Raw genomic sequence first — 26726 nt, forward strand, 5'->3', positions numbered from 1 at the left:
TCCGGGTGGTGGGCGAGGCGGCCGACGGGGTGCGGGCGGTGGAGCTGGCCCGGGAGCTGCGGCCGGACGTGGTGCTGATGGACGTCCGCATGCCCAGGCTGGACGGCATCGGCGCCACCCGGGAGATCGCGGGCATCGCGGACGTGCTGGTGCTGACCACGTTCGACATGGACGAGTACGTGTTCGGCGCGCTGCGGGCGGGCGCGGCCGGGTTCCTGCTCAAGGACGTCGACGCCGACAAGCTGGTGGAGGCGGTGCGGACGGTCGCGGCGGGCGAGGGGATCATCGCGCCGAAGGTCACCCGGCGGCTGATCGGCGCCTTCGCCGCCCGCCCGGCGGCGGTGGCGTCCGCGCCGGGGCTCGCGGAGCTGACGCCGCGGGAGCGGGAGGTGTTCGCGTGCCTGGGGGAGGGCCTCTCGAACGGTCAGATCGCGGCCCGGCTGGACATGGCGGAGACGACCACCAAGACGCACGTCAGCCGCATTCTCGGCAAGCTCGGGCTGGCCAGCCGCGTCCAGGCGGCCATCCTCGCCCAGGAGGCGGCCGCAACCGGGCGTTCCGGGCCCGATCCGCATAAAGGATCACCCGGGGCGGTCTGACCCGCCAGCGACGATCTCAGCGCGCCGGACGCTCCGGGGCCGGCGCTCCGAGGCGGGGTTCAGCTCGACAGGCTGCGGATCAGGTCGGCGACGCGGACGATGCCGAGGCAGCGTCCGACCTCGTCCACCACGACCAGGTCGTCGTAGACGCGCTCGCTCTCCTGGCCCGCGGCCCGCAGCGCCGCGACCGCCGGGACGGTGCGCGGGACGGGGCGGGGCGGGTCGGCGAGCCGCGCGGCGGGACGGCGGGCGTGCAGCGCGTGGCCGTACGCGCCGGACAGGCGGAGCAGGAAACGCGTCCGGTCCACCGTGCAGCGGGGCCGCTGCCGGTCGTCGACCAGGACGACGCTGGTGATGCCTGTCTCGGCGTTCAGCGCGTTGAGGACCTCGCCCGCGGTCGCCGTGTGCGGCAGCGTCACGGCCGGGAGGGTGAACTCCGAGACCCGCGGCCCGAGCCCCAGCCCCGGATCCGGCCGGGCGGACTCCTCGGCGGCCGCGACCGGGATGTGGATCGGCATCCCCGGCCGCCACTCCGGCGGCGCCAGCGCGGGCCCCTGGACGAGCCGTACCCCCGCGTCGCGCATGTGCAGCACCTGCTCGCGGGTCGCCATGTGCGGCGCCAGGACGTGCGTCTCCAGGCGGTGCGCCAGCTCGACCAGGCTTCCCACCAGCGCCGCGCGGCGCGGCTCCGACACCGACCTGCGCGCCAGCTCGGGATCGAGTTTCAGCAGGTAGGACGCGCCGTCCACGAGCAGGTCCAGCGGCGCGTGGGCGGCGCCGAGACCGGCGTGGCCGACGAGGTAGCCGGTCCGGCGCAGCGCCGACAGCGCGGCGGTGACGGGTGGGCGCGCGGCGGGCGGGAACCCGCCGGACACGCAGATGATGATCTCCTGCGGGCGGCGTCCGGTGTCGCTGAGCCCGCGGTGCAGCTCGGCGAGCAGGTCGTCGCCGCGGGCCAGGGTCTCGGTGCGCAGGCCGATCTGCAGCGGCAGCGGCGTGCCGAGTCCGGTGCCGGCGCGGGCGGCCTCGACCGCGCGCCGCACGTCCTCGGCCGCCGGATCGGGCCGCATGGGGCCGGACACGCCGGCCGGCGGGGTGTGCGCCTCCACCGCGACGACGGTTCCGGTGCCGAGGTCGACGACCGGATGGAACACCGCCCGGGCGGGTAGGAGGGCGTCAAGTGCATCGACTGCTGACACATCCGCATCATGTCGCTTCACTTCGCGACGAAACTAGATGTGTCAGCCGAAGTTAACCCAACATTCGCAGTTCAGAGGGCATTGACGGCTCTGGGGCCACGCTCGGTCAGCGGCCGTCACTGGTTCGGTGGCAGAGCGGGGTTCGGTACGTCGCGCGGGGTCCAGCGAGCCGTGCGCGGTTCAGAGGCCGGGTGCGGTTCAGAGGCCGCGGCCGCCGGCGAACGCCGACAGCAGATAGGTCACGCCGGCGACGGCGGCGAGCCAGACGTACGCGGTGATGTCGGCGCCGCGCAGCGCCTGGACGGTCAGCCCGCCGACCACCGCGACGGTCAGCACGTCTCCGGTCATCGCCGCGGCCCGCAGATGCGCGCGGGCGCGGGTGCCGGAGCCGAAGCCATCGCTGATCGGCAGCGCCGGCTCGTTGCGCCGGTAGGCGAGGTAGGCGGCGTAGCCGGCCAGCGCGGCGAGCGCGACGAGGGCCGTCCCCGACCGCCCGTCGGCGGCCAGCACGGCCCCGACCACCACACCGGCGCCCAGGACGAGCCCGGGCACGGCCCACCTGCCGAGACTGCGGCGTTCGGGAGCGATCCACATGGTGCTCATCCTTCCCGATCCGCGTGCGCGGCGGACCGTCAACGCGCCGGGCTGGCCAATTGTGGGGGACGACCCCCCCACACCCCCGGGAACGGCTGAATCTCCTGTGGGGACCACCCCCACCCCCCCGGAACAGCTGTATCTTCTCGCTTCGTGGCGCAATTTCGAATGAACGGCTCCAAGATGCTCGCCGTCGACCTCGGCGGCGAGACCATCAGGGCGCTGAACGGCTCCATGGTCGCCTACGAGGGCCAGATGTCGTTCAAACGCCAGGGCATATCGGGCGGCGAGGGGCTGCGGGGCGCGCTGAAACGCAGGATCGCCGGTGAGGGCATGACCCTCATGGAGATCAGCGGGCAGGGGACGGTGTACCTGGCGAGCGAGGCGACGGAGGTGACCCTCGTCCCGCTGACCGGCGACACCCTGTTCGTCGAGTCGGAGAGCCTCCTCGCGCTCGACGGGAACCTGCAGACCGGCGTCCACTTCGTCGGGCTGCGGGGCATGGGCACGGGGCAGGGGCTCGCCACCACCAAGGTGGAGGGGCACGGGACGGTCGCGATCCTGTCCGAGGGCACCGCGATCGTGCTGGAGGTGACGCCGCAGTCGCCGCTGTGCGTCGATCCGCACGCCTACGTCTGCCACCACGGGCAGCTCCAGCAGGACGTGGTCACCGACGTCAACTGGCGGACGGTGATCGGCCAGGGTTCGGGGGAGAGCGTGCAGTTCCGGTACCAGGGGCACGGCCTGGTGTACGTCCAGCCGTCCGAACGCGGCGGAATCTTGGAGATCTGATGCCCGGATACCAGTCGATCAACTCCAAGATGCTCCAGGTGCCCATCGGGCCGGGCCAGGAGGTCTACAGCAAGCGCGGCGCGATGCTCGCCTACACCGGGCCGGTGTCGTTCGCGCCGAGCGCGACCGCCGGGCAGGGCATCGGCGGCACCATCGGACGCGCCGTCGCCGGCGAGCGCAGCGCGATGATGCACGTCACCGGGCAGGGCAGCGTCCTGTTCGGGCACGGCGGGCTGCACGTCACCGTCATCGACCTGCAAGGCGCCGACACCCTCTACGTGGAGGCCGACCGGCTGCTGGCGCACGACGCGTCCCTGCAGGTCGGGACGATGTTCATGGGCGAGCAGGGCGGCGTGCGCGGCATCGTCCGCGGCGCGGTCACCGGGCAGGGCCTGTTCACCTCGACGCTCACGGGCCACGGCTCGTGCGCGGTGCTGTCGCACGGCGGCGTGATGGAGCTGCCGATCAGCCAGCAGCGGCCCGTGCACGTCGACCCGCAGGCGTACGTCGCGCACCGCGGCCAGGTGCAGAACAAGCTCACCACGGCGGTGGGGCTGCGCGACCTGGTCGGACGCGGCTCCGGCGAGGCGTTCCAGCTCGAACTGAGCGGCCTCGGCGTCGTCTACGTCCAGGCCAGCGAGAGGAAGATCTGACCGTGAGCACCTACGGCACGCACACGCAGACCTGGAACCCGGTGACGCTCCCGTCCAACGACAACGTCAACCCGTACGCCTTCAGCGTCGACCTCAACGGGCAGTGGTTCGCGCAGAAGGGCAAGATGATCGCCTACTACGGGCAGATCAGGTTCGAGGCGCTGTCGGCGGGGCCGCTCGACTCCCTCGTCGCGCACACCTTCAACTCGCCGCTGTACGCGCAGGACTGGATCGTCGCGCAGGGGCAGGGGAAGCTCGTCCTCGCCGACCGCGGGTTCGACGTCAACTCCTTCGACCTGGACAACGGGAACCTCACCGTCCGGGCCGGGAACCTCCTCGCGTTCGAGCCGGGCCTGGAGCTCAAGCAGTCGATCATCCCCGGGTTCCTGACGCTGATCGGCACGGGACGCTTCGTGGCGGCCTCCAACGGGCCCGTCCACTTCGTCGAGCCGCCGATCAGGGTCGACCCGCAGGCGCTGCTCGGCTGGGCCGACTGCCCGTCCCCCTGCCACCACTACGACCACTCGTACATGCGCGGGGCGTTCGGCGCCGCCCGGATGGTGTTCGGGATCGGCGGGCAGTCCGGCGAGGAGCACCAGTTCGACTTCACCGGGCAGGGCACGGTGATGATGCAGTCGTCCGAGGTCGTGATGAACGAGGACGTCCTGCTGCGCGACCTCGAAGGCCAGATCGGGCTGGTCGGCACGAACGGGCTTCAGCGACTCCAGCGCACCATCACCCAGCGCCTGTCCGCCGAGCGCGGCTGACCGGAGCGCGGGCCGGCAGGGCCGCGAGGTCGGCAGGGGCGCGAGCGACCGCGGGGCCCGGACGGCGTCCGGGCCCCGCGGCCTCTCACTCGCACGCGCGGGTCACGACTCCGGGTCCGGTGCGGGCTTCATCACGCGGAACGGCACGCCGAACGGGTCGCGGACGGTGGCGATGCGCCCGTACGGGGTGTCGGCCGGCTCCTCGTCGACCGTGCCGCCGCCGGCGCGGACCTGCCGGACCGCCTCGTCGGCGTCGTCGACCGCGAAGTAGGTGAGCCACGACGCGACCGGGTCCGTGCCGCCGCCGACGACGAGGCCCTCCCCGCCGAGGACGCCGCCCATGAAGCGCCCGTCCGGGCGGGCGATGGTGGTGTAGTCCAGGCCCTCGGCGTCCGGCATCGGCTCGACCTGGTGGCCGAACAGGGCCTTGTAGAACTCGCGTGCGGGCCCGGCGTCGCCGGGGACGAAGAGGTCGTTCCAGGTGAACGACCCCGCGTCGTTCACGATCCGCGAGCCCGGGTGGGCCTGGCCCTGCCACAGGCCGAACTGGGCGCCCGCCGGGTCCTTGACGATGGTCATGCGGCCCTGGTCCATCACGTCCATGGGCGGGACGACGACCTCGCCGCCCGCGTCCGTGGCGCGCTTGATGGCGCCGTCGCAGTCGTCGGTGGCGAAGTAGACGTTCCACCAGTACTGCGGGGGCTGGTCGTCGGGGTTCTGCATCATCCCCGCGACAGGCTCCCCGCGCAGCATGCACATGTTGTAATGCCCGCCCTCCGGGCCCGTGTCCTGGAACTCCCAGCCGAGCAGGGTCCCGTAGAAGGTCTTGGCCCGGTCGAGGTCGGGGACGCCGATGTCGATCCAGTTCGGTGTGCCCTCAGGTGGGTTGCTCGTGACATGGGTCATTCGTCTCACACTCCTTCGTGCTGGGACCGCTGGTCCCCTGTGGTCTCCGTCGCACGCCCGTGTCCTCATCCTGGCCCTACCCGCGCCGTTCACACATCGCCCGCACCGGATCGGTATGGGCCCGGTACCCGTCCGGCGGGGCGGGAGGCGGCTCGCCGTCACGTACACTGGGTTGATGGTTCCGCTCCCGAACTGACAGGCCCGCGCCGAGCGCGCCCCGGTCGCAACGCCGACCGAGAGGCGCGCTTCTTCGTGCCTGTCCACCGAGCCGTCCGTCAGGGGAGCCCTGTCACTGTGATCATCGCGAAAGACATCGAGCTGCGCGCCGGGTCCCGGCTGCTGATCGAGGCCGCCACGTTCCGCGTGAACCCCGGCGACCGGGTCGGGTTCGTCGGGCGCAACGGCGCCGGCAAGACCACCCTCACCAAGGTGCTGGCCGGGGACGCGCTGCCCGCGCAGGGCGCGGTGACCTCGTCCGGCACCGTCGGCTACCTGCCGCAGGACCCCCGCGACGTCGACCTCGGCGAGCTGGCCCGCGACCGCATCCTGTCCGCCCGCGGCCTGGACGAGGTGATCCGCGAGCTCCGCGCCGCCGAGGACGCGATGGCGGCCGCGACGGGCGCCGACCGCGACAAGGCCGTCCGCCGGTACGGGCGGCTGGAGGAGCGGCTGCACGTCCTCGGCGGGTACGCCGCGGAGGCGGAGGCGGCGTCGATCGCCTCCAGCCTCGGCCTGCCGGACCGGGTGATGACCCAGCCGCTCGGGACGCTCTCGGGCGGCCAGCGGCGCCGCGTGGAGCTGGCGCGCATCCTGTTCTCCGGCGCCGACACCCTCCTGCTGGACGAGCCCACCAACCACCTGGACGCCGACTCGGTCGTCTGGCTCCGCGACTTCCTGAAGTCGCACCAGGGCGGCCTCGTCGTGATCAGCCACGATGTGGAGCTGCTGGACTCGGTCGTCAACCGCGTGTTCCACCTCGACGCCAACCGCTGCGTGATCGACATCTACAACGTCGGCTGGAAGAAGTACCTCGACCAGCGCGAGACCGACGAGCGGCGCCGCAAGCGCGAGTCGGCCAACGCGCACCGGCAGGCGTCAGCGCTGCTGTCGCAGGCCGACAAGATGCGCGCCAAGGCCACCAAGGCCAAGGCGGCCCAGCAGATGGACCGGCGCGCCAGGCGGCTGCTCGCGGGCGTGGAGGGGGAGCGGCAGGCCGACAAGGTCGCCAAGATCCGCTTCCCGGACCCGGCCCCGTGCGGCCGGACTCCGCTCACCGCGGAGGGTTTGTCGAAATCGTACGGATCTTTGGAGATATTCACCGACGTGGACCTGGCCGTCGACCGGGGCAGCCGCGTCGTCGTCCTCGGCCTGAACGGCGCCGGCAAGACGACCCTGCTGCGCCTGCTGGCGGGCGTCGACGAGCCCGACACCGGGATGGTGGTCGCCGGCCACGGCCTGCGGGTCGGCTACTACGCCCAGGAGCACGAGACCCTGGACGTCGAACGGTCCGTCCTTGCGAACATGCAGTCGGCCGCGCCCGGCATGGCGCCCGTCGAGGTCCGCAAGATCCTCGGCTCGTTCCTGTTCTCCGGCGACGACGTCGACAAGCCGGCGGGCGTCCTGTCCGGCGGCGAGAAGACCCGGCTGGCGCTGGCGATGCTGGTGGTGTCCAGCGCGAACGTCCTGCTGCTCGACGAGCCCACCAACAACCTCGACCCGGCCAGCCGCGCGGAGATCCTCGGGGCCCTGCGGACGTTCGCCGGCGCCATCGTCCTGGTCACCCACGACGAGGGCGCGGTGGAGGCGCTCGCGCCGGAAAGAGTGATTTTGCTGCCGGATGGGGTGGAAGACATCTGGAGTGACGACTTTGCCGATCTGGTGGCGCTCGCGTGACCTGCGGGGTGACTTCCACAGATCTTTTCTGGCCGAGTGGGTAGCCGAACAGCCGGGAATGACTGATCATGGCGGGGGATAACGCAGCGGTCACCACATCACTACGGGAGGTACTCGTGGCCGAGACCCTCAAGAAGGGCACCCGCGTGACCGGTGCCGAGCGCGACAAGCTGGCGGCGGACCTGAAGAAGAGGTACGACTCCGGCGAGAGCATCCGCGCCCTGGCAGCCGCCACCGGCCGCTCCTACGGTTTCATCCACCGGATTCTGACCGAGTCCGGCGTCAACCTGCGCGGTCGCGGCGGCGCGACCCGGGGCAAGAAGTCCTGACCGGACAACGCCCCCGGATGAGCGCACGGCCCGACCCGTCGCCGCGGCCTACCGAGTAAGGTTCGGTCGCGGCGGCGGACGGGTTTCCGGGCCCGCCCCGTGGACGGCGGGGCGGGCCCCGTACGCTCATCGAGAGGAACGACGCATGGGGGACGCGAGCACGAACGGCCGACCGGAAACGGTCGGGAACCCGCCCGCAACCGGCCCGGCGGTGCCCGGTCTCGACGAGGCGGGGCTCCTCCTGGACGTGGACGGAGCCGTCGCCACCGTCACACTGAACAGGCCCGAGCGGCGGAACGCCATGACCTTCGCGACATGGCGCGGGCTCGCCGCGATCGGGCGCTCCCTGCCCGCGGAGGTGCGCGTCGTCGTCGTGCGGGGCGCCGGCCCGTCCTTCTCCGCGGGCATCGACCTCGGCATGTTCTCCGGGGACGGCGGCGGCCTCCCCGACGGCTCCGACGCCGAGGCCGCGGACCGCTTCATCGCCGAGCTGCAGGAGGGCTACACCTGGCTCCGGCGTCCCGGCATCGTCACGGTCGCGGCCGTCCACGGCCACGCCATCGGCGCCGGGTTCCAGCTCGCGCTGTCCTGCGACATCCGCGTGATCGCCGACGACGCGGCGTTCTGCATGAAGGAGCCCGCGCTCGGGCTCGTCCCCGACCTGACCGGCACCAAGCCGCTGGTGGAGATCGCCGGCATCGGACGCGCCCTGGAGCTGTGCCTCACCGCCCGGACCGTGCCCGCCGACGAGGCCGCCCGGATCGGGCTCGCCGAGACCCTCGTCCCGCGCGACGGCCTGGACGGCGCCGTCCGCGACCTGGTGGACGCGCTGCTCGCCGTCGACGCGGGCGCCGCCGCCGCGACGAAGCGGCTGCTGTGGCAGGCCGCGGGCAACACCCTCGAAGCGCAGAGCGCCGCCGAGCGCCGCGAGCAGATCGGCCGCCTCCGCGCCCTCTCCGCCAGCTGACCGGAGACCCCTGGACGCGAATGAACCGGCGGGCCGGGGAGTCCTGCCCCGGCCCGCCGGCTCGTTTCAGGCCGTGCCGCGTCCGTGGTTACTGGAGCGACTCGCGTCCGCCGCGCGCGAGCGGAAGCAGGATCTTGCTGACGCCCGGCCGCACGCCGACCTCGGTGCCGGCCGGGTAGCGCAGCGTGTAGTCGTAGTCGGTGGACAGCAGGATCACGCCGAGCCGGTGGCCGGCCTTCACGACGTAGTCGGTGGGCTCGAGGTCCCACCGGAACGTGTAGGTCTTGCCGGGCTTGATCGGCTCGGTACGGCTGAAGCTGTGCCGGTTCCGCACGTCCAGCCATCCGCGCGTGATGACCTTGTACGGGGCCGTCTCCGTCCTCAGCGTCTGCCGGATCGTGCAGCCGACGTCGCCTTCGACGCTCTGCCCGAAGCAGACCTGCTCACTGGTGTTGACCCGCGCGCCCGTCGGACGCGTGTCGGTGCCGTAGTCGACCAGCAGCGCCGTCAGGTACGGCGACCGCCCGTCGAGCGCGGCCTGCACCGACAGCGACGGGATGCCGTTCACCCGGACGGGCTTCGGCAGCGCCCCCGTCAGGTAGGCGAGCCGGTTCGGGTCCGCCTGGTCCTCGTTGACGAGGAGCTGCTCGGCCGTGCGGGTCTTGCCCGCGTCGACGAACGACTGCGTCCCGCCGGGCCGCGGCCAGAGGCCGAGGGTGCCCGGCTGCCCGGACGGCCCCGAAGGCGCGGCGTTCAGACTGAGCGGGACGGTACGGGTGCCGGGCACGGGCCAGTCCCGGGCCGTCTCCCACGTGCCGTCCGGGTGCTCGACGTCCACCCGCGGCTCGCGTTCGATGCCGTTCTGGATGCCGTACAGGTAGCGGTCGAACCAGTGGTGCGTCTGCCGCAGCCACTCCTCGACGCGCCAGCGGAACGGCGTCGCGTGGTTGGCCTGGTGCAGCCACAGCTTGCGCGGCACCCCGGCTTGCTTCAGGGCGTTCCACCACTGCACGGAGTTCTTGACCTTGACGTTCCAGTCGTTGAGCCCGTGCACGACCATGACGGCCGCGCGCACCTTCCGCGCCTGGCCGACGTAGTCGCGCTGCGCCCAGACCTTGCCGTAGTCGCCGGTCTCGCGGTCCTGCGTCGCCGCGATGTCCTCGATGACCTTCGCGCAGACCTCGGGGTTCTTGCGGGTCAGCACCACCTTGGCCAGGATGTCCAGGTCCTCGCCCTGGAAGGTGTAGGGCGCGACCACGCCGCCGCCCGCGCGGTAGTAGTCGTACCAGCTGGAGATGCCGGCGATCGGGACGATGGCCTTCAGGCCCTCGACGCCGGTGGCGGCGGCCATGTTCGGCAGCGTCCCGTTGTAGGACTGGCCGATCATGCCGACGTTGCCGGTGGACCAGGACGCCTTGGCGGGGGAGCCGTCCGGCGCCCAGCCGCGGGCGCGGCCGTTCAGCCAGTCCACCGCGGCCTTCGCGCCCGCCTGCTCGTCGCGGTCGCCGGACGTCGGGCACCCGGTCGAGCCGCCGGTCCCGATGCTGTCCAGGTTCGCGATGGCGTAGCCGCGGGGCAGGAAGTAGTTGTCGTAGTAGCCGGGGAAGATCTCGGCGAGGCCGCGGAACGGGGCGGCGAGGCCCCGCTTGCGCGCGTCGTCGATGTCGACCGGATGCATCGGGACGTCATGGGTGCCGGCCCAGTACGGGCTGGCCTCCAGGATCGTCGGGACCTTGAGCCCGGCCGTGTCGGTCTCCTTCGGGCGCATGATCCGCATCCGGACCCGGTCGCGGACGCCGTCGCGGTCGCTGTCGACGGTGGTCTCGATGTCCACGGTCTGGGTGACGGCGTCGGCGCGGGAATAGATCGGCCGGGTCTCGCCGTTGTGCACCGAGATCTTCGCCGCTGGAGCGGATCCGGGCGACGCGGACCTCGTGGGTCCGGCCGCCCCCGCTGGGAGCGCGGTGAGGGCGAGCACTGCGGCCGTGAAGGTGATCACGCCGGCGCCGCCGCGCGGGAGGCGATGGTTCACAGGGGCTCCTGGGGGGTGTGAGCCAGAAATCGTAATGATCATTAACCCGCAGAGTGCCGGTGAAGTCCATAAGCTGCCCGCTTCCGGCCGCCGCCGGGGAGTCACCGGGGCGTGGTCGCGCCGCCCGGGGCGCCCGGCGGTTACGCCGTCAGCGGACGCGGGAAGGCGCCCGTCCGGAGGCGCGTTGTGCCACCGGACGCTGCGATGCTTACTTGATTACACATGCTTGATCGCACGGTTTGATCACACTGGCGTGATCGCGTACGGGCGGACCTCGGAGGCGCTTGATGGGAATGCCGGGAATGCCGGGCAACGGATGGCAGGTGATGGCCTCGTTCCGCAGGGACGGCTCCGTCACCCAGCAGAAGCTCAAGCCCGGCACCGTCGGGCGGATCGCGAGCTACGCCCGGCCCTACGTCCGCGAGCTGGTGCTGTTCCTCACCCTGAACTCGCTGGCCGCGCTGATCGTCGTCGCCAACCCGCTGCTGCTCAAGGGCATCATCGACCGCGGCATCCTGCCGGGACGGCAGGACCTGGTGATCTGGCTCGCGGTCGCCGTCGCCGGGCTCGCGCTGGTGGAGGCCGTGCTCGGCCTCGCGCAGCGCTGGTACTCGGCGCGCATCGGCGAAGGGCTCATCTACGACCTGCGCAGCCAGGTCTTCGCGCACGTCCAGCGGCAGCCCGTCGCGTTCTTCATGCGCGCCCAGACGGGATCGCTCGTCAGCCGCCTCAACAACGACGTCATCGGCGCGCAGCGCGCGATCACCACCACCCTGTCCTCGGTGGTGTCGAACGTGCTCAGCCTGGCCATGGTGCTGGTCACCATGATGATCCTGTCGTGGCAGGTCACGCTGATCGCGCTGCTGCTGCTCCCGATCTTCATCCTGCCGGCCAAGTGGGTCGGCAAGCGCCTGCAGCGCGTCAGCCGCGAGCAGATGGTGCTGGACGCCGAGATGGGCTCGCTGATGACCGAGCGGTTCAACGTCGCGGGCGCGATGCTGGCCAAGTTGTACGGGCGCCCCTCCGAGGAGGAGGAGAACTTCCGCGGGCGCGCCGCGCGCGTCCGCGACGTCGGGATCATCGCGGCCATGTACGGCCGGGTGTTCTTCACCGCGCTGACGCTCGTCGCGGCCCTCGCCACCGCGATGGTCTACGGCGTCGGCGGCGCCCTGGTCGTGGACGGCACCTTCGAGATCGGCACGCTCGTCGCCCTCGCCACCCTGCTGACCCGCATGTACGGGCCGCTCACCGCGCTGTCGAACGTCCACGTGGACGTCATGACCGCGCTCGTCAGCTTCGACCGCGTTTTCGAGGTCCTGGACCTCAAGCCGCTGATCCGCGACCGCGAGGGCGCCCGCCCGCTCGACAAGGCCCGCCGCGCGTCCGACGAAAAGGTCCCGTCTCTGACGAAGGCTCCGCAGGCGCCGTCGATCGAGTTCGACCACGTCCGGTTCGCCTACCCGTCGGCGGACGAGGTGTCGCTGGCGTCGCTGGAGTCGATCGCGCGCACCGACACCGCCCCCGGCCGCGAGGTCCTGCACGACGTCGACTTCACCGCCGCGCCCGGACGGCTCGTCGCGCTCGTCGGGCCGTCCGGCGCCGGCAAGTCGACGATCACGCACCTGGTGTCGCGGCTGTACGACGTGTCCGAGGGCGCGGTCCGGATCGGGGGCGTGGACGTCCGCGACGTCACCCTCGAATCGCTGCGCGCCGAGATCGGCGTGGTCAGCCAGGACGCGCACCTGTTCCACGACACCATCCGCGAGAACATGCGCTACGCCCGCCCGGACGCCTCCGACGCGGAGATCCTCGCCGCGCTGGACGCCGCGCAGATCGGCGGGCTGGTCGCCGCGATGTCCGAGGGCCTGGACACCGTCGTCGGCGACCGCGGCTACCGGCTGTCGGGCGGGGAGAAGCAGCGGCTCGCCATCGCGCGGCTCCTGCTCAAGGCGCCGTCGGTGGTCGTCCTGGACGAGGCGACCGCGCACCTGGACTCCGAGTCCGAGGCGGCCGTCCAGCGGGCCCTGCGGACGGCCCTCGCCGGGCGGACGTCGCTGGTGATCGCGCACCGGCTGTCGACGATCCGGGAGGCCGACCAGATCCTGGTGATCGACGGCGGCCGGGTCGCCGAGCGCGGGCGCCACGAGGAGCTGCTGCTCCAGGGCGGCCTGTACGCCGAGCTGTACCGCACGCAGTTCTCCCACCAGCGCGACGAGGAACGCCAGACCGAGCCGCTCGGCGCCGAATGAACGGCGCGGGGTGACCGCTCAGAGGTCTGAGCCGAGGCGGTAGCCGAGCCGCCGCAGCTCCGTCCCGGCGATCTTCTCGACCTGGGCGAGCTGCCGCGGCGTCAGCCGCTCCCGCCACGACCCGACCCCGGCCCCCGCCTCGGCGCGGACCTCCCCGGCGCGGACCAGGCCGGACAGGGCCGTCCTGGAGATCGGCGCGTCCAGGTACTCCGACAGGGCCGTGCCGACGCGGCGCGGCTTGGCCACCAGCTCCTCGTAGCGGACGGTGAACAGCTGCTCCTCCGGCACCTGCTGCCGCAGCCGCGCGCTGAGCCGCACCGAGCCCCGCCAGCGCAGCGCGCACTTGACGGCGAGCGCGGCGCGCGGCCACCGGCTCCGCTCGGTGTGGTCCTCGACGCCGAAGAACGGGTTCGGGAACACCGTGTCGAGGTTGGCGAGGCCCGGCTTGAACCAGGCCAGGCAGCGCTCGTCGGCCAGCATGTCGGCGACCGCGTCGCGGCCGTCCCGGATGAGCTGGACGAGCTGCGCGTCGGGGAAGGCGTCCAGGAGCACGTCGGCGCTGTAGATCAGGTCGGGCGACGCGTCGGCGAACCGGACGATCCCGGACGGCTCCACGCACGGCTCCGCCGGGCCGGCGGCGGGTGGGCCGGCGTGTTCGGCGCGGTCCGGCCGCCGCGGCGGGAGCCCGGCCAGCTCGCGGCACTCGTCCGGGCACTGCGCGCAGGCCCGGGCCGACACCAGCCACGCCTCGGCGCAGGCGTCCCGCAGCACCCGCGCCGCGCCCTTCTCGCGCTCGGTCGCGATCGACGGCTGCCGCGCGAACGCGTAAGTGACGCGCAGCACACCGTGACGGCCGGTGGTCAGATGGAAGCCGGGGGAGCGTTTGACCGCACGCGCCAGCAGCTCCGCACCGGAGTGCGGAGCGCCCAGGATGAACACCGGGCGGCGGACCTTGGTGCCGTTGACCACCAGGATGTGCGGCGTCGACCTCATACCAGGGCCAAGTTTGTCACCTTTTGAAGACCGCTCCGTCCGTGACGCTCCGTGAGCTCGGCGGATATCCGTTCGGGGCCTAACATGTTGCGGGTGGACGCTCCCCAGACGCTCGCCGAGTTCCTCCCCGGCGCCGCGGCGATCACGGTGCTGACCGGCGCCGGAATCTCCACCGACAGCGGCATCCCCGACTTCCGCGGCCCCCGGGGCGTCTGGACGAAGGACCCGTCGGCGGAGGCGATGTCCACGATCGACGCCTATGTCGCCGTCCAGGAGGTGCGCCGCCGCGCCTGGCGCTCCCGGCGCGACAGCCCGGTCTGGGACGCCGAGCCCAACGCCGCCCACGCCGCCCTCGTCGAGCTGGAGCGGGCCGGCCGGCTCCGCGCGCTGATCACCCAGAACATCGACGGGCTGCACCAGCGCGCCGGTTCGTCCGACGGCAAGGTCATCGAGATCCATGGCACGATGCGCGAGGTCGTCTGCCTGTCCTGCGACCTGCGCACCCCGATGCCCGAGATCCTCGCCCGCGTCGACGCCGGCGAGGACGATCCGCCCTGCGCCGAGTGCGGCGGCGTCCAGAAGTCCGCGACGATCTCCTTCGGCCAGGCGCTCGACCAGGACGTCCTCGACGCGGCGATCACCGCGGCCCGGTCCTGCGACCTGTTCCTGGCCGCCGGCACGTCGCTGACCGTCCAGCCCGCCGCCGGGCTGTGCCTGGAGGCCGCCGACCACGGCGCCCGGCTGGTGATCATCAACGCGGAGGAGACGCCGTACGATGAACTGGCCGACGCGGTGCTGCGGCGGCCGGTCGGCGAGACGCTCCCGCGCCTCGTCCGAATCGCACTCGGTACGGGGGGATGACCGGGAGATGATCTGTTGGGGGGTCGTGACCGGTCAGCTCTTCCGCTGGCGTCCGGATCCTGACAAGCTCTATCCGTCGCGGTGCGAGGAGGGATCGGGTTGAACAGCGGGGGCGCCCGCGCGGAGGCGGCCGAGGAGCCGTCCGACGCGCCCGGCGCCGGCCTGCGGGGCGGCCCGGCGCGGTCCCGGGAGGCCCTCAGGTACGGGCGATTGCGGCCCGGTGACCGGGTCGCCGTGATCGCGCCCAGCGGTCCCGCCGAGCCCGCCCGCCTCGAGGCCGGCTGCGCCGTCCTCCACGACCTCGGCCTTGACGCGGTGGTCGGCAAGCACGCCCTCGACCCTGTCAACCTGGGTCATTCTGGACCGCTCCGAGACGGTTGGCACCGGCTGGCCGGGAGCGACGCCGACCGGGCCGCCGACCTCCAGGACGCCTGGTGCGACCCCCGCGTCCGCGCGGTGATCTGCGCGCGGGGCGGCTACGGCGCCACCCGCGTCCTCGACCTGCTCGACTGGGACGCCCTCGGCGCCGCGGCGGAGGCGTCCGCCGCGTCCGGCCGCGGGCCGAAGATCCTGCACGGCGCCAGCGACGTCACCGCCCTGCACGCCGCCTTCGGGACGCGCCTCGGCATCACCACGTCCTTCGGCCCCATGCCCGCCGGAATGATCGCCGACCTCGCCCCGGCCGTATCGAGGGGCATGCCCGACGAATCGCTCGACGGCCTCCGCGCCGCCCTGTTCGGCGGCCCCGTCGCCCTGCCCGGCACGCACGCGCTGCGGCCTGGGCGCGCGGAGGGCCCCCTCACCGGCGGCACCCTGTCGCTCCTCACCGCCCTGCTCGGCACCCCGTACGCGCCGCCGCCCGCCGCGGGCCGCATCGTCTTCCTTGAGGACGTCACCGAGGCGCCCTACCGGATCGACCGGATGCTCGTCCAGCTCCTCCAGGCGGGGTGGTTCGACGGCGCCGCCGGGATCGCGCTCGGCTCCTGGCGCGACTGCGGCGACCCCGCCGAGCTCGACTCGGTGTTCGCCGCGCGGCTCGGGCCGCTCGGCGTCCCCGTTCTCGCGGGCGTTCCGGCGGGCCACGGCCCGCGGCAGCGTACGCTGGAGCTCGGTGCTCCCGCCGTGCTCGACACCACCATGCTCGACACGACAGTGCTCGACACGAAAGTGCTCGACCCCCCAGTTCCCGATACAGGTCCGGACCCCGCCGTGCCGGACGCCGGCGCGCTCACCCTTGTAGCGCCCCCAGGAGGTGCGCGATGAGCGGCCGCCACGCACGTCCCCATCCGTGGGACGACGGCACCCTCGACTCGCTGCTCGTGCTCGTCGCCGAGAGCCTCGGCTACAGCTGCCGCCGCGCCCCCGGCGAGATCATGATGCTGGAGGGCCCGACGCGCCTGCCCGTCAACATGCGGGACGTGCGGCAGCTCGCCCGCCTCGTGCCCCGCACGGACTGGCCCGCCGTCGTCTCCGACTACGTCACCACCATCGTCACCTCGATGGAGGAGCCCCTCGACCTCAGCGACTTCGACCTCGCCCAGCATCTGCTGCGCACCCGCATCTACCCGGACGAGGCCGACAACGGCGGGCTGGCCGCCCGCCCGTTCGCGCCGGGCCTGATCGAGGTCGTGGTCGTCGACACGCCGACGTCCGTCCGGACGCTCAGCAAGGAGGAGATGAACGGCTGGCCGGTCTCCGGCGACGCGCTGTTCATGCTCGGCCGCGCGAACGTCCGCGGCGACGGACCGCTCCAGGTCGACGAGCAGGACCTCGGCGGCGTCCGCGTCTCCGTCCTGCACGGCTGGACGTTCTACGTCGCGACCCACCTGGCGTGGCTGGAGGAGTACCTGCCGATCGGCCCGCACGGCGCGCTGGTCATCGCCCCCAACCGCAGCCTCATCGTCACCCACCCGCTCCGCCTCGCCGAAGGCCACGCGAGGGCCCGCTACGACACGGCCGTGGCCGCCGCCACGGAACTGCAGGCGCAGGCCCACCGCGCCTACGAGGAGGGGCCGGGCTCGCTCAGCCCGCACCTGTACTGGTGGCGCGCCGGTGAGATGACCTACCTCGAGACCCGCTACGAGGGCGAGACGCTGGTCCTGCCCCAAGAGTTCTCCACCGTTCTGGCCACGCTTGCCGCCGAACGTTGAGCGGCCCGCGGGCCGCCGTCGCGCCCGCCCCGCTGAACGCCGCCACCACCGGCACCGGCGAGCTGATCGAGGACGCCGTGCGGCCCGCGCCCCCGCTCGGCGAGCAGGCCGTCCGCCCGTTCGCGCGCTAGGCGGCGCGGGCGGGTTCCGGGTCCGGCTCCGGGGCGGGCCGCTTGATCGTGAGGGCGGGCAGGAACACGTGCGTCAGCGGGCCGATCGCCACCGCGTACAGGAGCGTTCCGATCCCCACGGTGCCGCCGAGGAGCCAGCCCGCGGCGAGCACGCTCAGCTCGATCGCCGTCCGCACCACGCGGATGGACCGGCCGCGCGCGGCGAGCCCGGTCATCAGGCCGTCGCGCGGGCCTGGGCCTACGCCCGCGCCGATGTAGCAGCCGGTCGCGAACCCGCCCACCAGCACGGCGGTGACCAGGAAGGCCCAGCGGGCGGTGAGCGCGCCGGGCTCGGGCAGCAGCCAGAGGAACAGGTCCGCGAAGGCGCCGACGAGGACGACGTTGCTGATCGTCCCGATGCCGGGCCGCTGCCGCAGCGGGATCCACGCGAGCATGACCAGCGCTCCCACGAGGATGATCCAGACGCCGATCGACAGGCCGAAGCGCCGGGACAGGCCCTGGTGGAAGACGTCCCACGGGTCGTTCCCGAGGCCGGACGACACCTGCAGGGCGATCCCCAGCCCGTACAAGGCCAATCCGACGTACAGCTGCACCAACCGGCGCACCATCAAGGCCATTGTCGCGCTCCAAACCCATCGGTGGCATCGTCTCGGCCCACTTTGCCGGAGAGTGGACTGGTACTTATAGGGCCAATATGGGAAAGTGGCTTGTGTGAGCACACGGTATGTGAGCGGCCCGCACCTGGCCCGGCTGCTGGGCGACGTCTCGGGGGAGCGGCCCGTCTACGCGGCGCTCGCCCGGTCGGTGCGCGGCCTCGTCCTGGACGGGCGCCTCGCCCTGCGCACCCGGCTCCCTGCCGAACGCGACCTCGCCGCCGCGCTCGGCGTCAGCCGCACCACCGTCACCGCCGCCTACGACCGGCTCCGCGACGAGGGCTACGTCGAGAGCCGGCAGGGCGCGGGCAGCTGGACGGCCCTGCCCCCGGTCCGGATGTCGTCGGCCGAGCCGCACGTCTCGGCGGCGCACCACGGCCGGTTCGGCAAGGCCCATCCCGTGCCCGACGACCCGTCGTTCGTCGACCTCGGCTGCGCCACCCCCGGCGCCCCGGCGATCTTCGGCGAGGCCGTCGCCGCCGCCGTCGACGAGCTGCCCCGCTACAGCTCGGGCCCCGGATACGAGCCCGCGGGGCTGGCGGGCCTGCGGCAGGTCATCGCCGACGGCTACGCGACGCGCGGCGTCCCGACCCGTCCCGACCAGATCGTCGTGACCACCGGCGCGCAGCACGCGTTCACGCTGCTGGCGCAGGTCCTCGTCGAGCCCGGCGACGCGGTCATGGTGGAGCGCCCGACCTACCCGCACGCGCTCGGCGCGCTCCGCGCCCGCGGGGCCCGGCTCGTCCCGGTCGGCGTCAACGAGGGCTGGGACGTCGAGCTGATCGCGGGCGCCATGCGGCAGGCCGCCGTCCGGATGGCCTACACGATCCCCGACTTCCAGAACCCGACCGGGCACCTGATGCCCGCCGCCGAACGGGCCGCGCTCGTCGACGCCGGACGCCGCGCCGACGCGTTCCTCGTCACCGACGAGACCTTCGCCGACCTCGCCCTCGACCTCGGCGCGCCGCGCGAGCCGCCGCTCGCCGCCTACGACTCCGGCGGCCGGGTCGTCACCATCGGGTCGGCGTCCAAGCTGCTGTGGGGCGGGCTGCGCATCGGCTGGATCCGCACCACGGCGCCGCTGGCCCGCCGCCTGACCATCGCCCGCGAGCCGTTCGACATGGCGAGCCCCGTGATCGACCAGCTGATCGTCCGGGAGCTGCTGCTGCGGGTGGAGGAGGTCCGGGCCGAGCGCGCGGAGAGCCTGCTGCGCGGCCGGGACGCGCTCGCCGCGGCGCTGCGCGAGCTGCTGCCCGGCTGGGACTTCATGCTCCCCGCGGGCGGCATGTCGCTGTGGGCGCGGATCGGCGCGCCGGTCGCGACGCGGCTGGCCGAGGCGGCCGAGCGGCTCGGCGTCCGGGTCGTCGGCGGCCCGGTGTTCGGCGTGGACGGCGTCCTGGAGGACTACGTCCGGCTGCCGTACGTCCTGCCGCCGGACACGCTGCGCCCGGCCGTCGAACGGCTCGCCCTGGCCTTCCGCGAGGTCGAGGCGGCCCCGGCGGCGCGCCAGTTGCCCGCGTACGTGTGAGCGGGCCGCCGGACGGTCCGTCCGGCGACCCGCCGCGCTCGGCTACGGGACGTTCTGGATGTAGCCGACCAGGTGCTCGCGTTCGCTTTCCAGCTCGTCGATGGCGCTCTTGACCACGTCGCCGATGCTGACGATCCCGGCGAGCCGCCCGTCCTCGACGACGGGCACGTGCCGGAAGCGGTGCTCGGTCATGGTGCGGCGCAGGTCCTCGACCTTGTCGGCGGGGCCGCAGCTGCGGACCTCCGCGGTCATGATGTCGGAGACGGGACGGTCGAGCAGCATCGCGCCGCGCTCGTGCATCCGCCGTACCACGTCTCGTTCGGACACGATCCCGGCGATGGACGCGCCGTCCGGCGAGACCACCACCGCCCCGATGTTGTGCTCCGCCAGGACGGCGAGCAACTGCCGCACGGTGGCCTCGGGACGAACCGTGGCCACCGCGTCTCCCTTCCTCCGCAGGATGTCGCGAATCCGCATGCCTCACGCTCCGGTGCCGTTCCGGGCCCGTGCGTGGCCGGCCGCCGGGGGCGGGGCCGGGCCGCTGGGCCTGTCTTGCCAAGGTCGCATGTTCCGGCCCTTGGGGAAACCCCGCGCGGGTAAACCGTTCACCGGCCGACGTCGAGCCGCGCCAGGAGGCGCATGAGGCCCGGTGCCGCCCGCGACGCCGCGTAGCCAAGGCGGGCCTCCAGCGTGACCGGGACGACGGCCCGGTCACGCCGGACGGCCGCGACGATCTCCTCCGCCACGCCGTCCGGGCCGAAATTCCGCCGCGCATAGGCCCGCGCCACTCGCTCCTGGCTGCGCGCCTCCTCGTCGCCGTCCTGGCCGACGAAACGGGACGTCCGGGTGATATTGGTGTTGACGATGCCCGGGCAGACGGCGCTGACCCCGATGCCCTTGCCCTTCACCTCGGCGCGCAGGCACTCCGACAGCATCAGCACGGCGGCCTTGCTCGTCGCGTAGGCGGGCAGCGCCCGGGACGGCGTGAACGCCGCGGCCGACGACGTGTTCACGATGTGGCCGCCCTGCCCGCGCTCCACCATCTGCGCTGCGAAGAGCCGCGACCCGTGGATGACGCCCCACAGGTTGACGTCCAGGACCTTCCGCCAGTCGTCGTCGGTGTGGTCGAAGAACGATCCGGCCATGCCGATCCCGGCGTTGTTGACGACGACGTCCGGCACCCCGTGGTCGTGCAGGACGGACTTGGCGAAGTCCTCCATCGCGGTGGGGTCGGACACGTCCACTTTGAAGGCGTGACCCTCCGGGCCCAGCAGACCGGCGAGTTCCGCGGTGCGCTGGGCGGTGGCCAGGTCGAGATCGGCGGCGACGACCTCGGCGCCGCGTTCGGCGAACGCCAGGGCGGTGGCCCGGCCGATCCCGCTGCCCGCGCCGGTCACGACCACGAGCGACCCGTCGAACGGACGCCTGCCCGGCCCGACCTTGGCCCGCCGCAGGCCGCGCGACTCGGCGGCCGTGAGGGGGCCGCCCTCGACACCGGCGATGTGCTCGGCGAGCCAGCGGGCGACGGCGTCCGGATGGCTGCGCGGCACCCAGTGCCCGGCGGCGATCGGCCGCAGCGACAGGTTCGGGACGCGCCCGGCCAGGCCGCCGACCAGGTGCGGTGAGACGAACACGTCCCTGGTGGGGACGATGATCTGCGTCGGCACGTCCGTGCGCCGGTCGCGCGGGCGGGACAGCCGCCGCGCCATGTTCGCCCGGTACAGGCCGACGCCGGACGCCCCGTCGCGCCCCATCGTCCGCGCCGGATGGCCCTCCCGCGCCGCGACGCCCTCACCGACCTTGAGCGCCCGCGCGAACGGCCTGGACATCCCGGCCCGCCACAGCAGCTCCGGCAGCACCGGCGTCTGGAAGAAGTAGATGTACCAGGACCGGACGGCCTGCCCCGCCGCCCGCTTCAGGTTGGACGGCGTCGGACGGGCCAGCGTCCGCCGCGTCCAGTGCGCGACGTGGTCCAGGCACGGCCCGGAGATCGAGGTGAAGGACGCGAAGCGCTCCGGCATCGTGCAGACGGCCTCCCACGCCTGGATCGAGCCCCAGTCGTGGCCGGCCAGATGCACGGCGCGGCCGGGGACGACGGCGTCCAGCACGGCCCGCATGTCGGCCATCAGGTGCTCGAACGCGTAGTGCCTACGCCCGGACGGCCTGGACGACGCCCCCGCCCCGCGCAGGTCGTACCGGACGACGTGGAACCGCCCGGCGAGCCGTCCGGCGACCTCGTCCCAGACGGCGTGCGTGTCGGGGTAGCCGTGGACGAGCAGCACGGTCGGCCGCGACCGGTCGCCCTGCTCGTAGACGGCCAGATCGACGCCGTCGCCGCGGACGCGCCGCGAGGTGACGGCCGTCATCGGGCCTGCTCCCGCCGCGCCCACCGGTGCACGTGGGGCAGGTCGTCGTCGAGCCAGTACGCGTCGTCCTCGGTGACCACGAGGATCTCCTCGAACTTCACGCCGACGCCGCGGAACCCGATGTGCGGCTCCACCGCCCACAGGCCGGGCGTCGGCGGGTGCTGCGACTGCGCCGCCCCGTTCCAGAGCGGGGAGCGCCCTTCGAGCCGCTCCTTGACCAGCTCGCGGCCGATGGTCTGGAGGAACCGCACACCGAACGGGAACCCGACGCGCTTGGGGAGGAACCCGCCGATGATCCCGACCTGGTGGCCGATGACCCGTCCGGGGTACTTGCGGTGCCGGTTCTGATATCCCTGCCGGTCGATCAGGGCGTCCACCTCCGCGTAGATCGCGGCGAACGTGCGCCGCTCGCGGACGAGGTCGAGGATGAGCCTCCGGTAGGCGGCGAGGTCGGCGTCCAGGCGCTCCCAGATCCGGTTCTCGCCGAGGACGCCGCCGTACCCGATGTCGGCGGAGTAGCCGTCCTTCACCGGGGCCATGTCGAGGATGTAGGGCATCCCCTCCTCCAGCCGCGTCCCGCTGGGGAGGAACTGCGTCGGCACCTTGAAGCCGCGGAACGCCGTCCGGTCGCCGAACCAGGCGAACGGCGTGTGCAGCCAGTCGTCCACGCCGCGCTCGCGCAGCCACCGCCGCATCCGCCGGCACACCTCCCGCTCCGTCACGCCCGGTTCGAGCGTGCCGGCGACCTCGTCGGCGCACCGGTAGCACAGGCGCTGGACGTCACGGAACCGCTCGAGCTCCGCCGTGTCGTGCACGCGAGCGAGCGCCACATTATTGGACACAGAGTTAATAAATCGCCGAACGCCCGTCCGGTCAAGAGGCGCGGACGTGAGCCTCACCACCTGGGAGGGCCCGGCCCCTCACAGGACGATGCGCTCGGCTCCCGTGTAGACGTTCATGGTCTCGCCGCGCAGGAACCCGACGAGCGTCATGCCGGCGTCCTCGGCCAGATCCACCGCCAGCGACGACGGCGCCGACACCGCCGCCAGCACCGGCACGCCGGCCGTCATCGCCTTCTGCGTCAGCTCGAACGACGCGCGTCCGCTCACCATCAGCACCGTCCCGGTGAGCGGCAGCCGCCCTTGGCGCAGCGCCCAGCCGACCACCTTGTCGACCGCGTTGTGCCGCCCGACGTCCTCGCGAAGGGCGAGCAGCCCCCCGTCCGCGTCGAACAGCCCGGCCGCATGCAGGCCGCCCGTCCGGTCGAACACCCGCTGCGCCTTCCGCAGCCGTCCCGGCAGTTCCGCCAGCAGGCCCGGCGTGAGCCGCAGCGGATCGTCCGCCACCTCGTACGGCCGGTCGGCGCGCAGCGCCTCGATGCTCGACTTGCCGCACACCCCGCACGCGCTCGTCGTCGTGAACGCCCTGGTCATCGAGTCGTCCGGCGGCGTGACGCCAGGGGCGAGGACCACGTCCAGCGTGTTCTGCTCCTCGGTGTCGGCGCAGTACCGCATCGTCGCCAGATCGCCCGCGCCCGCGATCACGCCCTCCGCGGCGAGGAACCCGGCGACGAGATCGAAGTCGTGCCCCGGCGTCCGCATCGTGATCGTCAGCGGCTTGCCCGCGACGCGGATCTCCAGCGGCTCCTCCACGGCGAGCGTGTCGGGCCTGCGCCCCCGCGTCCCGGACGTGCTCAGCCGCAGCACGGGCCTGCGCACGGTGATCCGCCCCATAACGGTCACCGTACCCGGGAAATCCCCGCAGGTGGCGCAGTGGCGGAGGCGTGCGGGAATCGAACCCGCCGTCCCGAGGTCCTCGGGACCGTCGGCTTTGAAGGCCGGGGAGGCCACCAGGCGCTCAGACGCCTCCGCCGGTGATCTTAACCGGTGCGGATGATCTCAACCGGTGTAGAGGTCGTCGAGGGCGGAGGCGTACTTGGTGTGGACGACGCGGCGCTTCAGCTTGAGGGTCGGGGTGAGCTCCTCGCTCTCGGCGGTCCACTCGGCGGGCAGCAGCCGCCACCTCTTGACCTGCTGAACGCGGGCCAGGCGGGCGTTGGCGTCCTCGACGGCCCTGGCGACCTCGTCCAGGACGGCCGGGTGCTCGGCCAGGGCGGCGAGGTCGGTGGTGCCGACGCCGTGGGCGGCGGCCCAGACGGGGGCGACCTCGCCGTCGAGGGTGATGAGCGCGACGACGTGGGGGCGGCGGTCGCCGTAGGCGAGGGCCTGGCCGATGAGCGGATGCTCCTTGAGGCGGTTCTCGATGAGGGACGGGGCGACGTTCTCGCCGCCGGCGGTGATGATCAGCTCCTTCTTGCGGTCCACGACGGTGAGGAAGCCGTCGGTGTCGAGGCGGCCGACGTCGCCGGTGCGGATCCAGCCGTCGGGGTCGATGAGGTCGGCGGTGGCGTCCGGGCGGTCCAGGTAGCCGGGCGTGCACGTCGCGCCGCGGACGAGGATCTCGCCGTCGTCGGCGAGCCGCAGCTCGACGCCGTCGAGGGGGCGGCCGACGGTGCCGAGCTTGAAGCGGTCGGAGAGGTTGGCGGTGATCGCGCCGGTGGTCTCGGTCATCCCGTAGGCATCGAAGATCTTCATGCCGAGCCCGGCGAAGAAGCGGGCGACCTCGGCGGGCAGCGGGGCGGCGGCGCTGGACGCGTGCAGGACGCGGTCCAGCCCGAGGAGGGCGCGCATGGGCGTGAGGACCGCCGCGTCGGCGGCCTCGAACGCGGCGGTGATCTCGGGCGTGGTGGTGTTGCCGTGCTCCTGGCTCGTCACGTAGGCGCGGCCGGCGTCGAGGGCGGCGTTGACGGCCTGCTTCTTGGTTTCGTCCTGCTCGGCGGCGAGCACGGCCTGGATGCCCGCCATGATCTTCTCCCAGACGCGCGGGACGCCGAAGAACGAGTGCGGCCGCACCTCACCGAGGATGCCGGCGAGCTGGGTGGGGTCCGGGCAGAAGTGGACGTGGGCGGCGAGCCGGACGGGCAGGTAGTAGCTGAGGACGCGGTCCGCGATGTGCGCGAACGGCAGGTATGAGATCCCGGACGGGTGCTCGGTGTGGACCGAGGTGCGCTGCAGCAGCTCCGCCTCGTGCAGCGCCATCGAGTGCGTGATCAGGACGCCCTTCGGGTCCCCGGTCGTGCCGGAGGTGTACAGCAGCGTGACGGTGTCGCCCGGTTCGACGGCCTGCCAGCGGCGGTCGATCCCGGCGGGGTCGGCGGCGAGCTCCGCGCGGCCGAGTTCGGTGAAGGCGGCCCAGGTGAGGTAGCGGTCGCCGGGCGGGCAGGCGGCGGCGTCCACGACGATGATCGTGCGGAGGGCGGGGAGGCGGTCGAGGACGGGCAGCCAGCGGTCGAGCTGGTCCTTGCCGTCCAGGACGGCGTACTTCGCGGCGCAGTGGCCGGCGACGAACGCGACCTGGTCGGGCGCGAGCGTCGCGTACACGGTGGTGGGGACGCCGCCCGCGTGGACGGCGCCGAGGTCGGCGAGGACGTGCTCGGAGCGGTTCGGCATCATCAGCGCGACGACGTCGCCGGGCTCCAGGCCGAGGGCGGCGAACCCGGCGGCGGTCTCCAGCGCCCGGGTCCGCGTGTCCGCCCAGGTGAGGGTGGTCCACGCGCCGTCGATCCGGTCGGAGTAGGCGGGCCTCGCGCCGTGCCGCCCGGCGGTCCCGGCGAGGCTGGTGCAGATCGTCTGCCCGGCGACGGCCCGATCGAGGTCGGCCCTCTGTTCCTGGATCCCCATGTCGTCCCTTGATGTAAGTGATGACTTGCAGGAGGGAATCGCATCACGCCGGACCTCGTTCGGACAAGGGTTTCCCGTATTTCCGTGCAGGTCGGGCACGGGTCTCCGCCCTCGGTGACCGCACCCGTACTGTCCGTTTGTTGATCATTTGCGATAGTTGTGCGTTAAATCTTTCCGTGACACGCCTGGCCCCCGTCGCCCGCCTGACGCAGTACGCGCACGGCGGCGGCTGCGCGAGCAAGATCCCGCCCGCGGAGCTGGAACGGGTCGTGGCCGGCCTCACCGGCGGCGGCGAGGAGCTCCTCGCCGGGGGAGCGGACGGCGACGACGCGGCCGTGCTGCGGATCGACGGCGGCCGCGCCGTGGTGTCCACCGCCGACTTCTCCACCCCCGTCGTCGACGACGCTTACGACTGGGGCCGCATCGCCGCCGCCAACGCGCTCTCGGACGTCTACGCGATCGGCGGGGAGCCGCTGATGGCGCTCAACCTGCTCGGCTGGCCCCGCGACCTGCTGCCCGCCGAGCTGGCCCGCGAGGTGCTGCGCGGCGGGCGGGACGTGGCCGCGCTCGCGGGCTGCGCGATCGCCGGCGGGCACAGCGTCGACGACCCCGAGCCGAAGTACGGCATGGCCGTGACCGGACTCGCCGATCCCGGCCGGCTGCTGCGGCTGGACGCCGGGCGCCCCGGCGTCCCGCTGTCGCTGACCAAGCCGCTCGGCGTCGGCGTCCTCAACGCCCGCCACAAGGCGACCGGGCAGGTGTTCCCGGAGGCCGTGGAGACGATGACGGCGCTGAACGCCGAGGCGGGACTCGCCGCGTTGGAACGCGGCATCGCCTGCGCCACCGACGTCACCGGGTTCGGGCTGCTCGGCCACCTCTACAAGCTCGCGCGGGCCAGCGGTGTCACGGCCGTCGTGGACGCCTCCGCCGTCCGGTACCTGGACGGCGCCAGGTCCGCGGTGCGGCACGGGTTCGTCCCCGGTGGGACGCGGCGCAACCTGTCCTGGGTGTCGCCGCACGCCGAGTTCCGCCGCATCGCGGAGGAGGAGCGGCTGCTGCTGGCGGACGCGCAGATCTCCGGGGGCCTGCTGATCGCCGGGGAGATCCCCGGCGCCCCCGTCATCGGCGAGCTGGTCGCCCGCGGGCGCCGCACGCTCGTCGTCCGCTGACCCCGCCGCCCGGCCCCGCCGTTCTGGGGGGTTTCGTGTCGGCGTTCTGGACTCGGGTAGGGGCTCCCATGACCGGGCCTTCGCCGTGGCCTGGCAAACGGGGCCCGAGTGGAGCTCGTCGTTTGGCCGGCGGCGGGCGGGGGCTTGAGGACGGG

General features: G+C 73.0%; 25 protein-coding genes and 1 tRNA gene. 14 read left to right on the forward strand and 12 right to left on the reverse strand.

Annotation, left to right across the window (positions count from 1 at the left end; genetic code table 11):
- Positions 1 to 599, forward strand: a 599-nt coding sequence (locus tag ETD83_RS22060; RefSeq protein ID WP_138647047.1) for a response regulator, incomplete at its 5' end; no start/stop codon positions are given.
- A 59-nt stretch (positions 600 to 658) separates the two neighbouring features.
- Here ETD83_RS22060 and ETD83_RS22065 read toward each other — a convergent pair.
- Entirely contained in the window at positions 659 to 1798 is a 1140-nt protein-coding gene (locus ETD83_RS22065) for an EAL domain-containing protein (protein WP_230421077.1), read from the reverse strand.
- Positions 1799 to 1996: 198 nt separating this feature from the next.
- The gene (locus tag ETD83_RS22070; RefSeq protein WP_138647048.1) at positions 1997 to 2392 is read right to left on the reverse strand and encodes an ABC transporter permease; all 396 of its coding nucleotides are present in this window, start codon (positions 2390 to 2392) and stop codon (positions 1997 to 1999) included.
- A gap of 153 nt (positions 2393 to 2545) precedes the next feature.
- Between ETD83_RS22070 and ETD83_RS22075 the strand changes: the two genes are divergently transcribed.
- The 3 genes from ETD83_RS22075 to ETD83_RS22085 are packed head-to-tail and all read left to right on the forward strand — an operon-like array spanning position 2546 to position 4604.
- Positions 2546 to 3184 (forward strand): AIM24 family protein, encoded by a 639-nt coding sequence (locus ETD83_RS22075; RefSeq protein ID WP_230421078.1) that lies wholly within the window; start codon positions 2546 to 2548, stop codon positions 3182 to 3184.
- Positions 3184 to 3837 carry an AIM24 family protein gene (locus tag ETD83_RS22080; protein ID WP_138647049.1) on the forward strand — a complete coding sequence of 218 codons (654 nt, stop codon included), beginning with the start codon at positions 3184 to 3186 and terminating at the stop codon, positions 3835 to 3837. The genes ETD83_RS22075 and ETD83_RS22080 overlap by 1 nt, the downstream gene beginning before the upstream one ends.
- 2 nt (positions 3838 to 3839) lie before the next feature.
- Positions 3840 to 4604 carry an AIM24 family protein gene (locus ETD83_RS22085; protein WP_171064370.1) on the forward strand — a complete coding sequence of 255 codons (765 nt, stop codon included), beginning with the start codon at positions 3840 to 3842 and terminating at the stop codon, positions 4602 to 4604.
- A gap of 102 nt (positions 4605 to 4706) precedes the next feature.
- Here ETD83_RS22085 and ETD83_RS22090 read toward each other — a convergent pair whose 3' ends face one another.
- Positions 4707 to 5510 (reverse strand): VOC family protein, encoded by an 804-nt coding sequence (locus ETD83_RS22090; protein WP_138647050.1) that lies wholly within the window; start codon positions 5508 to 5510, stop codon positions 4707 to 4709.
- A gap of 294 nt (positions 5511 to 5804) precedes the next feature.
- On the opposite strand from ETD83_RS22090, the gene ETD83_RS22095 reads away from it, so the two are divergent.
- The 3 genes from ETD83_RS22095 (at position 5805) to ETD83_RS22105 (ending at position 8699) form a co-directional block, all read left to right on the forward strand.
- The gene (locus tag ETD83_RS22095) at positions 5805 to 7403 is read left to right on the forward strand and encodes an ABC-F family ATP-binding cassette domain-containing protein (protein ID WP_138647051.1); all 1599 of its coding nucleotides are present in this window, start codon (positions 5805 to 5807) and stop codon (positions 7401 to 7403) included.
- Between the two features lie 116 nt (positions 7404 to 7519).
- Complete coding sequence (locus ETD83_RS22100; RefSeq protein WP_021596738.1) at positions 7520 to 7732, forward strand: helix-turn-helix domain-containing protein; 213 nt, start codon at positions 7520 to 7522, stop codon at positions 7730 to 7732.
- Positions 7733 to 7877: 145 nt separating this feature from the next.
- Complete coding sequence (locus ETD83_RS22105; protein WP_138647052.1) at positions 7878 to 8699, forward strand: enoyl-CoA hydratase/isomerase family protein; 822 nt, start codon at positions 7878 to 7880, stop codon at positions 8697 to 8699.
- A gap of 88 nt (positions 8700 to 8787) precedes the next feature.
- Here ETD83_RS22105 and ETD83_RS22110 read toward each other — a convergent pair whose 3' ends face one another.
- Positions 8788 to 10731 (reverse strand): Xaa-Pro dipeptidyl-peptidase, encoded by a 1944-nt coding sequence (locus ETD83_RS22110; RefSeq protein WP_230421079.1) that lies wholly within the window; start codon positions 10729 to 10731, stop codon positions 8788 to 8790.
- Positions 10732 to 11024: 293 nt separating this feature from the next.
- Between ETD83_RS22110 and ETD83_RS22115 the strand changes: the two genes are divergently transcribed.
- A complete protein-coding gene (locus tag ETD83_RS22115) occupies positions 11025 to 12980 on the forward strand; it encodes an ABC transporter ATP-binding protein (protein ID WP_407921510.1) in 1956 nt (651 codons plus the stop codon).
- Between the two features lie 18 nt (positions 12981 to 12998).
- Here ETD83_RS22115 and ETD83_RS22120 read toward each other — a convergent pair whose 3' ends face one another.
- On the reverse strand, positions 12999 to 13973 hold the full coding sequence (locus ETD83_RS22120; RefSeq protein ID WP_138647054.1) for a sulfotransferase family protein: 975 nt from the start codon (positions 13971 to 13973) through the stop codon (positions 12999 to 13001).
- Between the two features lie 84 nt (positions 13974 to 14057).
- Between ETD83_RS22120 and ETD83_RS22125 the strand changes: the two genes are divergently transcribed.
- The 4 genes from ETD83_RS22125 (at position 14058) to ETD83_RS45430 (ending at position 17115) form a co-directional block, all read left to right on the forward strand.
- Positions 14058 to 14834 carry an SIR2 family NAD-dependent protein deacylase gene (locus ETD83_RS22125; protein ID WP_138647055.1) on the forward strand — a complete coding sequence of 259 codons (777 nt, stop codon included), beginning with the start codon at positions 14058 to 14060 and terminating at the stop codon, positions 14832 to 14834.
- A gap of 99 nt (positions 14835 to 14933) precedes the next feature.
- Positions 14934 to 16097, forward strand: a complete 1164-nt coding sequence (locus ETD83_RS22130) for a S66 peptidase family protein (protein ID WP_329602947.1) — start codon at positions 14934 to 14936, stop codon at positions 16095 to 16097.
- Complete coding sequence (locus tag ETD83_RS22135) at positions 16094 to 16984, forward strand: hypothetical protein (protein ID WP_138647056.1); 891 nt, start codon at positions 16094 to 16096, stop codon at positions 16982 to 16984. Before ETD83_RS22130 ends, ETD83_RS22135 begins: the two co-directional genes overlap by 4 nt.
- Positions 16981 to 17115, forward strand: coding sequence for a hypothetical protein (locus ETD83_RS45430; protein WP_268920480.1), 135 nt, complete (start codon positions 16981 to 16983; stop codon positions 17113 to 17115). Before ETD83_RS22135 ends, ETD83_RS45430 begins: the two co-directional genes overlap by 4 nt.
- Here the strand turns inward: ETD83_RS45430 and yczE are convergent.
- Positions 17112 to 17732 (reverse strand): membrane protein YczE, encoded by a 621-nt coding sequence (yczE, locus tag ETD83_RS22140; RefSeq protein WP_138647057.1) that lies wholly within the window; start codon positions 17730 to 17732, stop codon positions 17112 to 17114. The two genes, ETD83_RS45430 and yczE, sit on opposite strands and share 4 nt — an antisense overlap.
- Before the next feature lie 94 nt (positions 17733 to 17826).
- Between yczE and yczR the strand changes: the two genes are divergently transcribed.
- A complete protein-coding gene (yczR, locus tag ETD83_RS22145) occupies positions 17827 to 19296 on the forward strand; it encodes a MocR-like transcription factor YczR (RefSeq protein WP_230421081.1) in 1470 nt (489 codons plus the stop codon).
- A gap of 42 nt (positions 19297 to 19338) precedes the next feature.
- Here yczR and ETD83_RS22150 read toward each other — a convergent pair whose 3' ends face one another.
- From ETD83_RS22150 to ETD83_RS22175, 6 genes are all read right to left on the reverse strand, one after another.
- Positions 19339 to 19773: a CBS domain-containing protein gene (locus tag ETD83_RS22150; RefSeq protein ID WP_138647058.1), complete on the reverse strand. Its 435-nt coding sequence runs from the start codon at positions 19771 to 19773 to the stop codon at positions 19339 to 19341.
- A gap of 128 nt (positions 19774 to 19901) precedes the next feature.
- Positions 19902 to 21662 carry an SDR family oxidoreductase gene (locus ETD83_RS22155; RefSeq protein WP_138647059.1) on the reverse strand — a complete coding sequence of 587 codons (1761 nt, stop codon included), beginning with the start codon at positions 21660 to 21662 and terminating at the stop codon, positions 19902 to 19904.
- Entirely contained in the window at positions 21659 to 22477 is an 819-nt protein-coding gene (locus ETD83_RS22160; protein WP_230421082.1) for a M24 family metallopeptidase, read from the reverse strand. The genes ETD83_RS22155 and ETD83_RS22160 overlap by 4 nt, the downstream gene beginning before the upstream one ends.
- Positions 22478 to 22582: 105 nt before the next feature.
- The gene (gene fdhD, locus ETD83_RS22165; RefSeq protein ID WP_138647060.1) at positions 22583 to 23395 is read right to left on the reverse strand and encodes a formate dehydrogenase accessory sulfurtransferase FdhD; all 813 of its coding nucleotides are present in this window, start codon (positions 23393 to 23395) and stop codon (positions 22583 to 22585) included.
- A gap of 40 nt (positions 23396 to 23435) precedes the next feature.
- Positions 23436 to 23531, reverse strand: a tRNA-Sec gene (locus tag ETD83_RS22170).
- Between the two features lie 29 nt (positions 23532 to 23560).
- Positions 23561 to 25402 carry an AMP-dependent synthetase/ligase gene (locus ETD83_RS22175; protein ID WP_138647061.1) on the reverse strand — a complete coding sequence of 614 codons (1842 nt, stop codon included), beginning with the start codon at positions 25400 to 25402 and terminating at the stop codon, positions 23561 to 23563.
- Positions 25403 to 25578: 176 nt separating this feature from the next.
- Between ETD83_RS22175 and selD the strand changes: the two genes are divergently transcribed.
- A complete protein-coding gene (gene selD, locus ETD83_RS22180; protein WP_230421083.1) occupies positions 25579 to 26571 on the forward strand; it encodes a selenide, water dikinase SelD in 993 nt (330 codons plus the stop codon).
- The last annotated feature ends 155 nt before the right edge of the window (positions 26572 to 26726 follow it).

The sequence above is a fragment of the Actinomadura soli genome (genome assembly GCF_005889715.1).
Classification (GTDB): Bacteria; Actinomycetota; Actinomycetes; order Streptosporangiales; family Streptosporangiaceae; genus Spirillospora; species Spirillospora soli.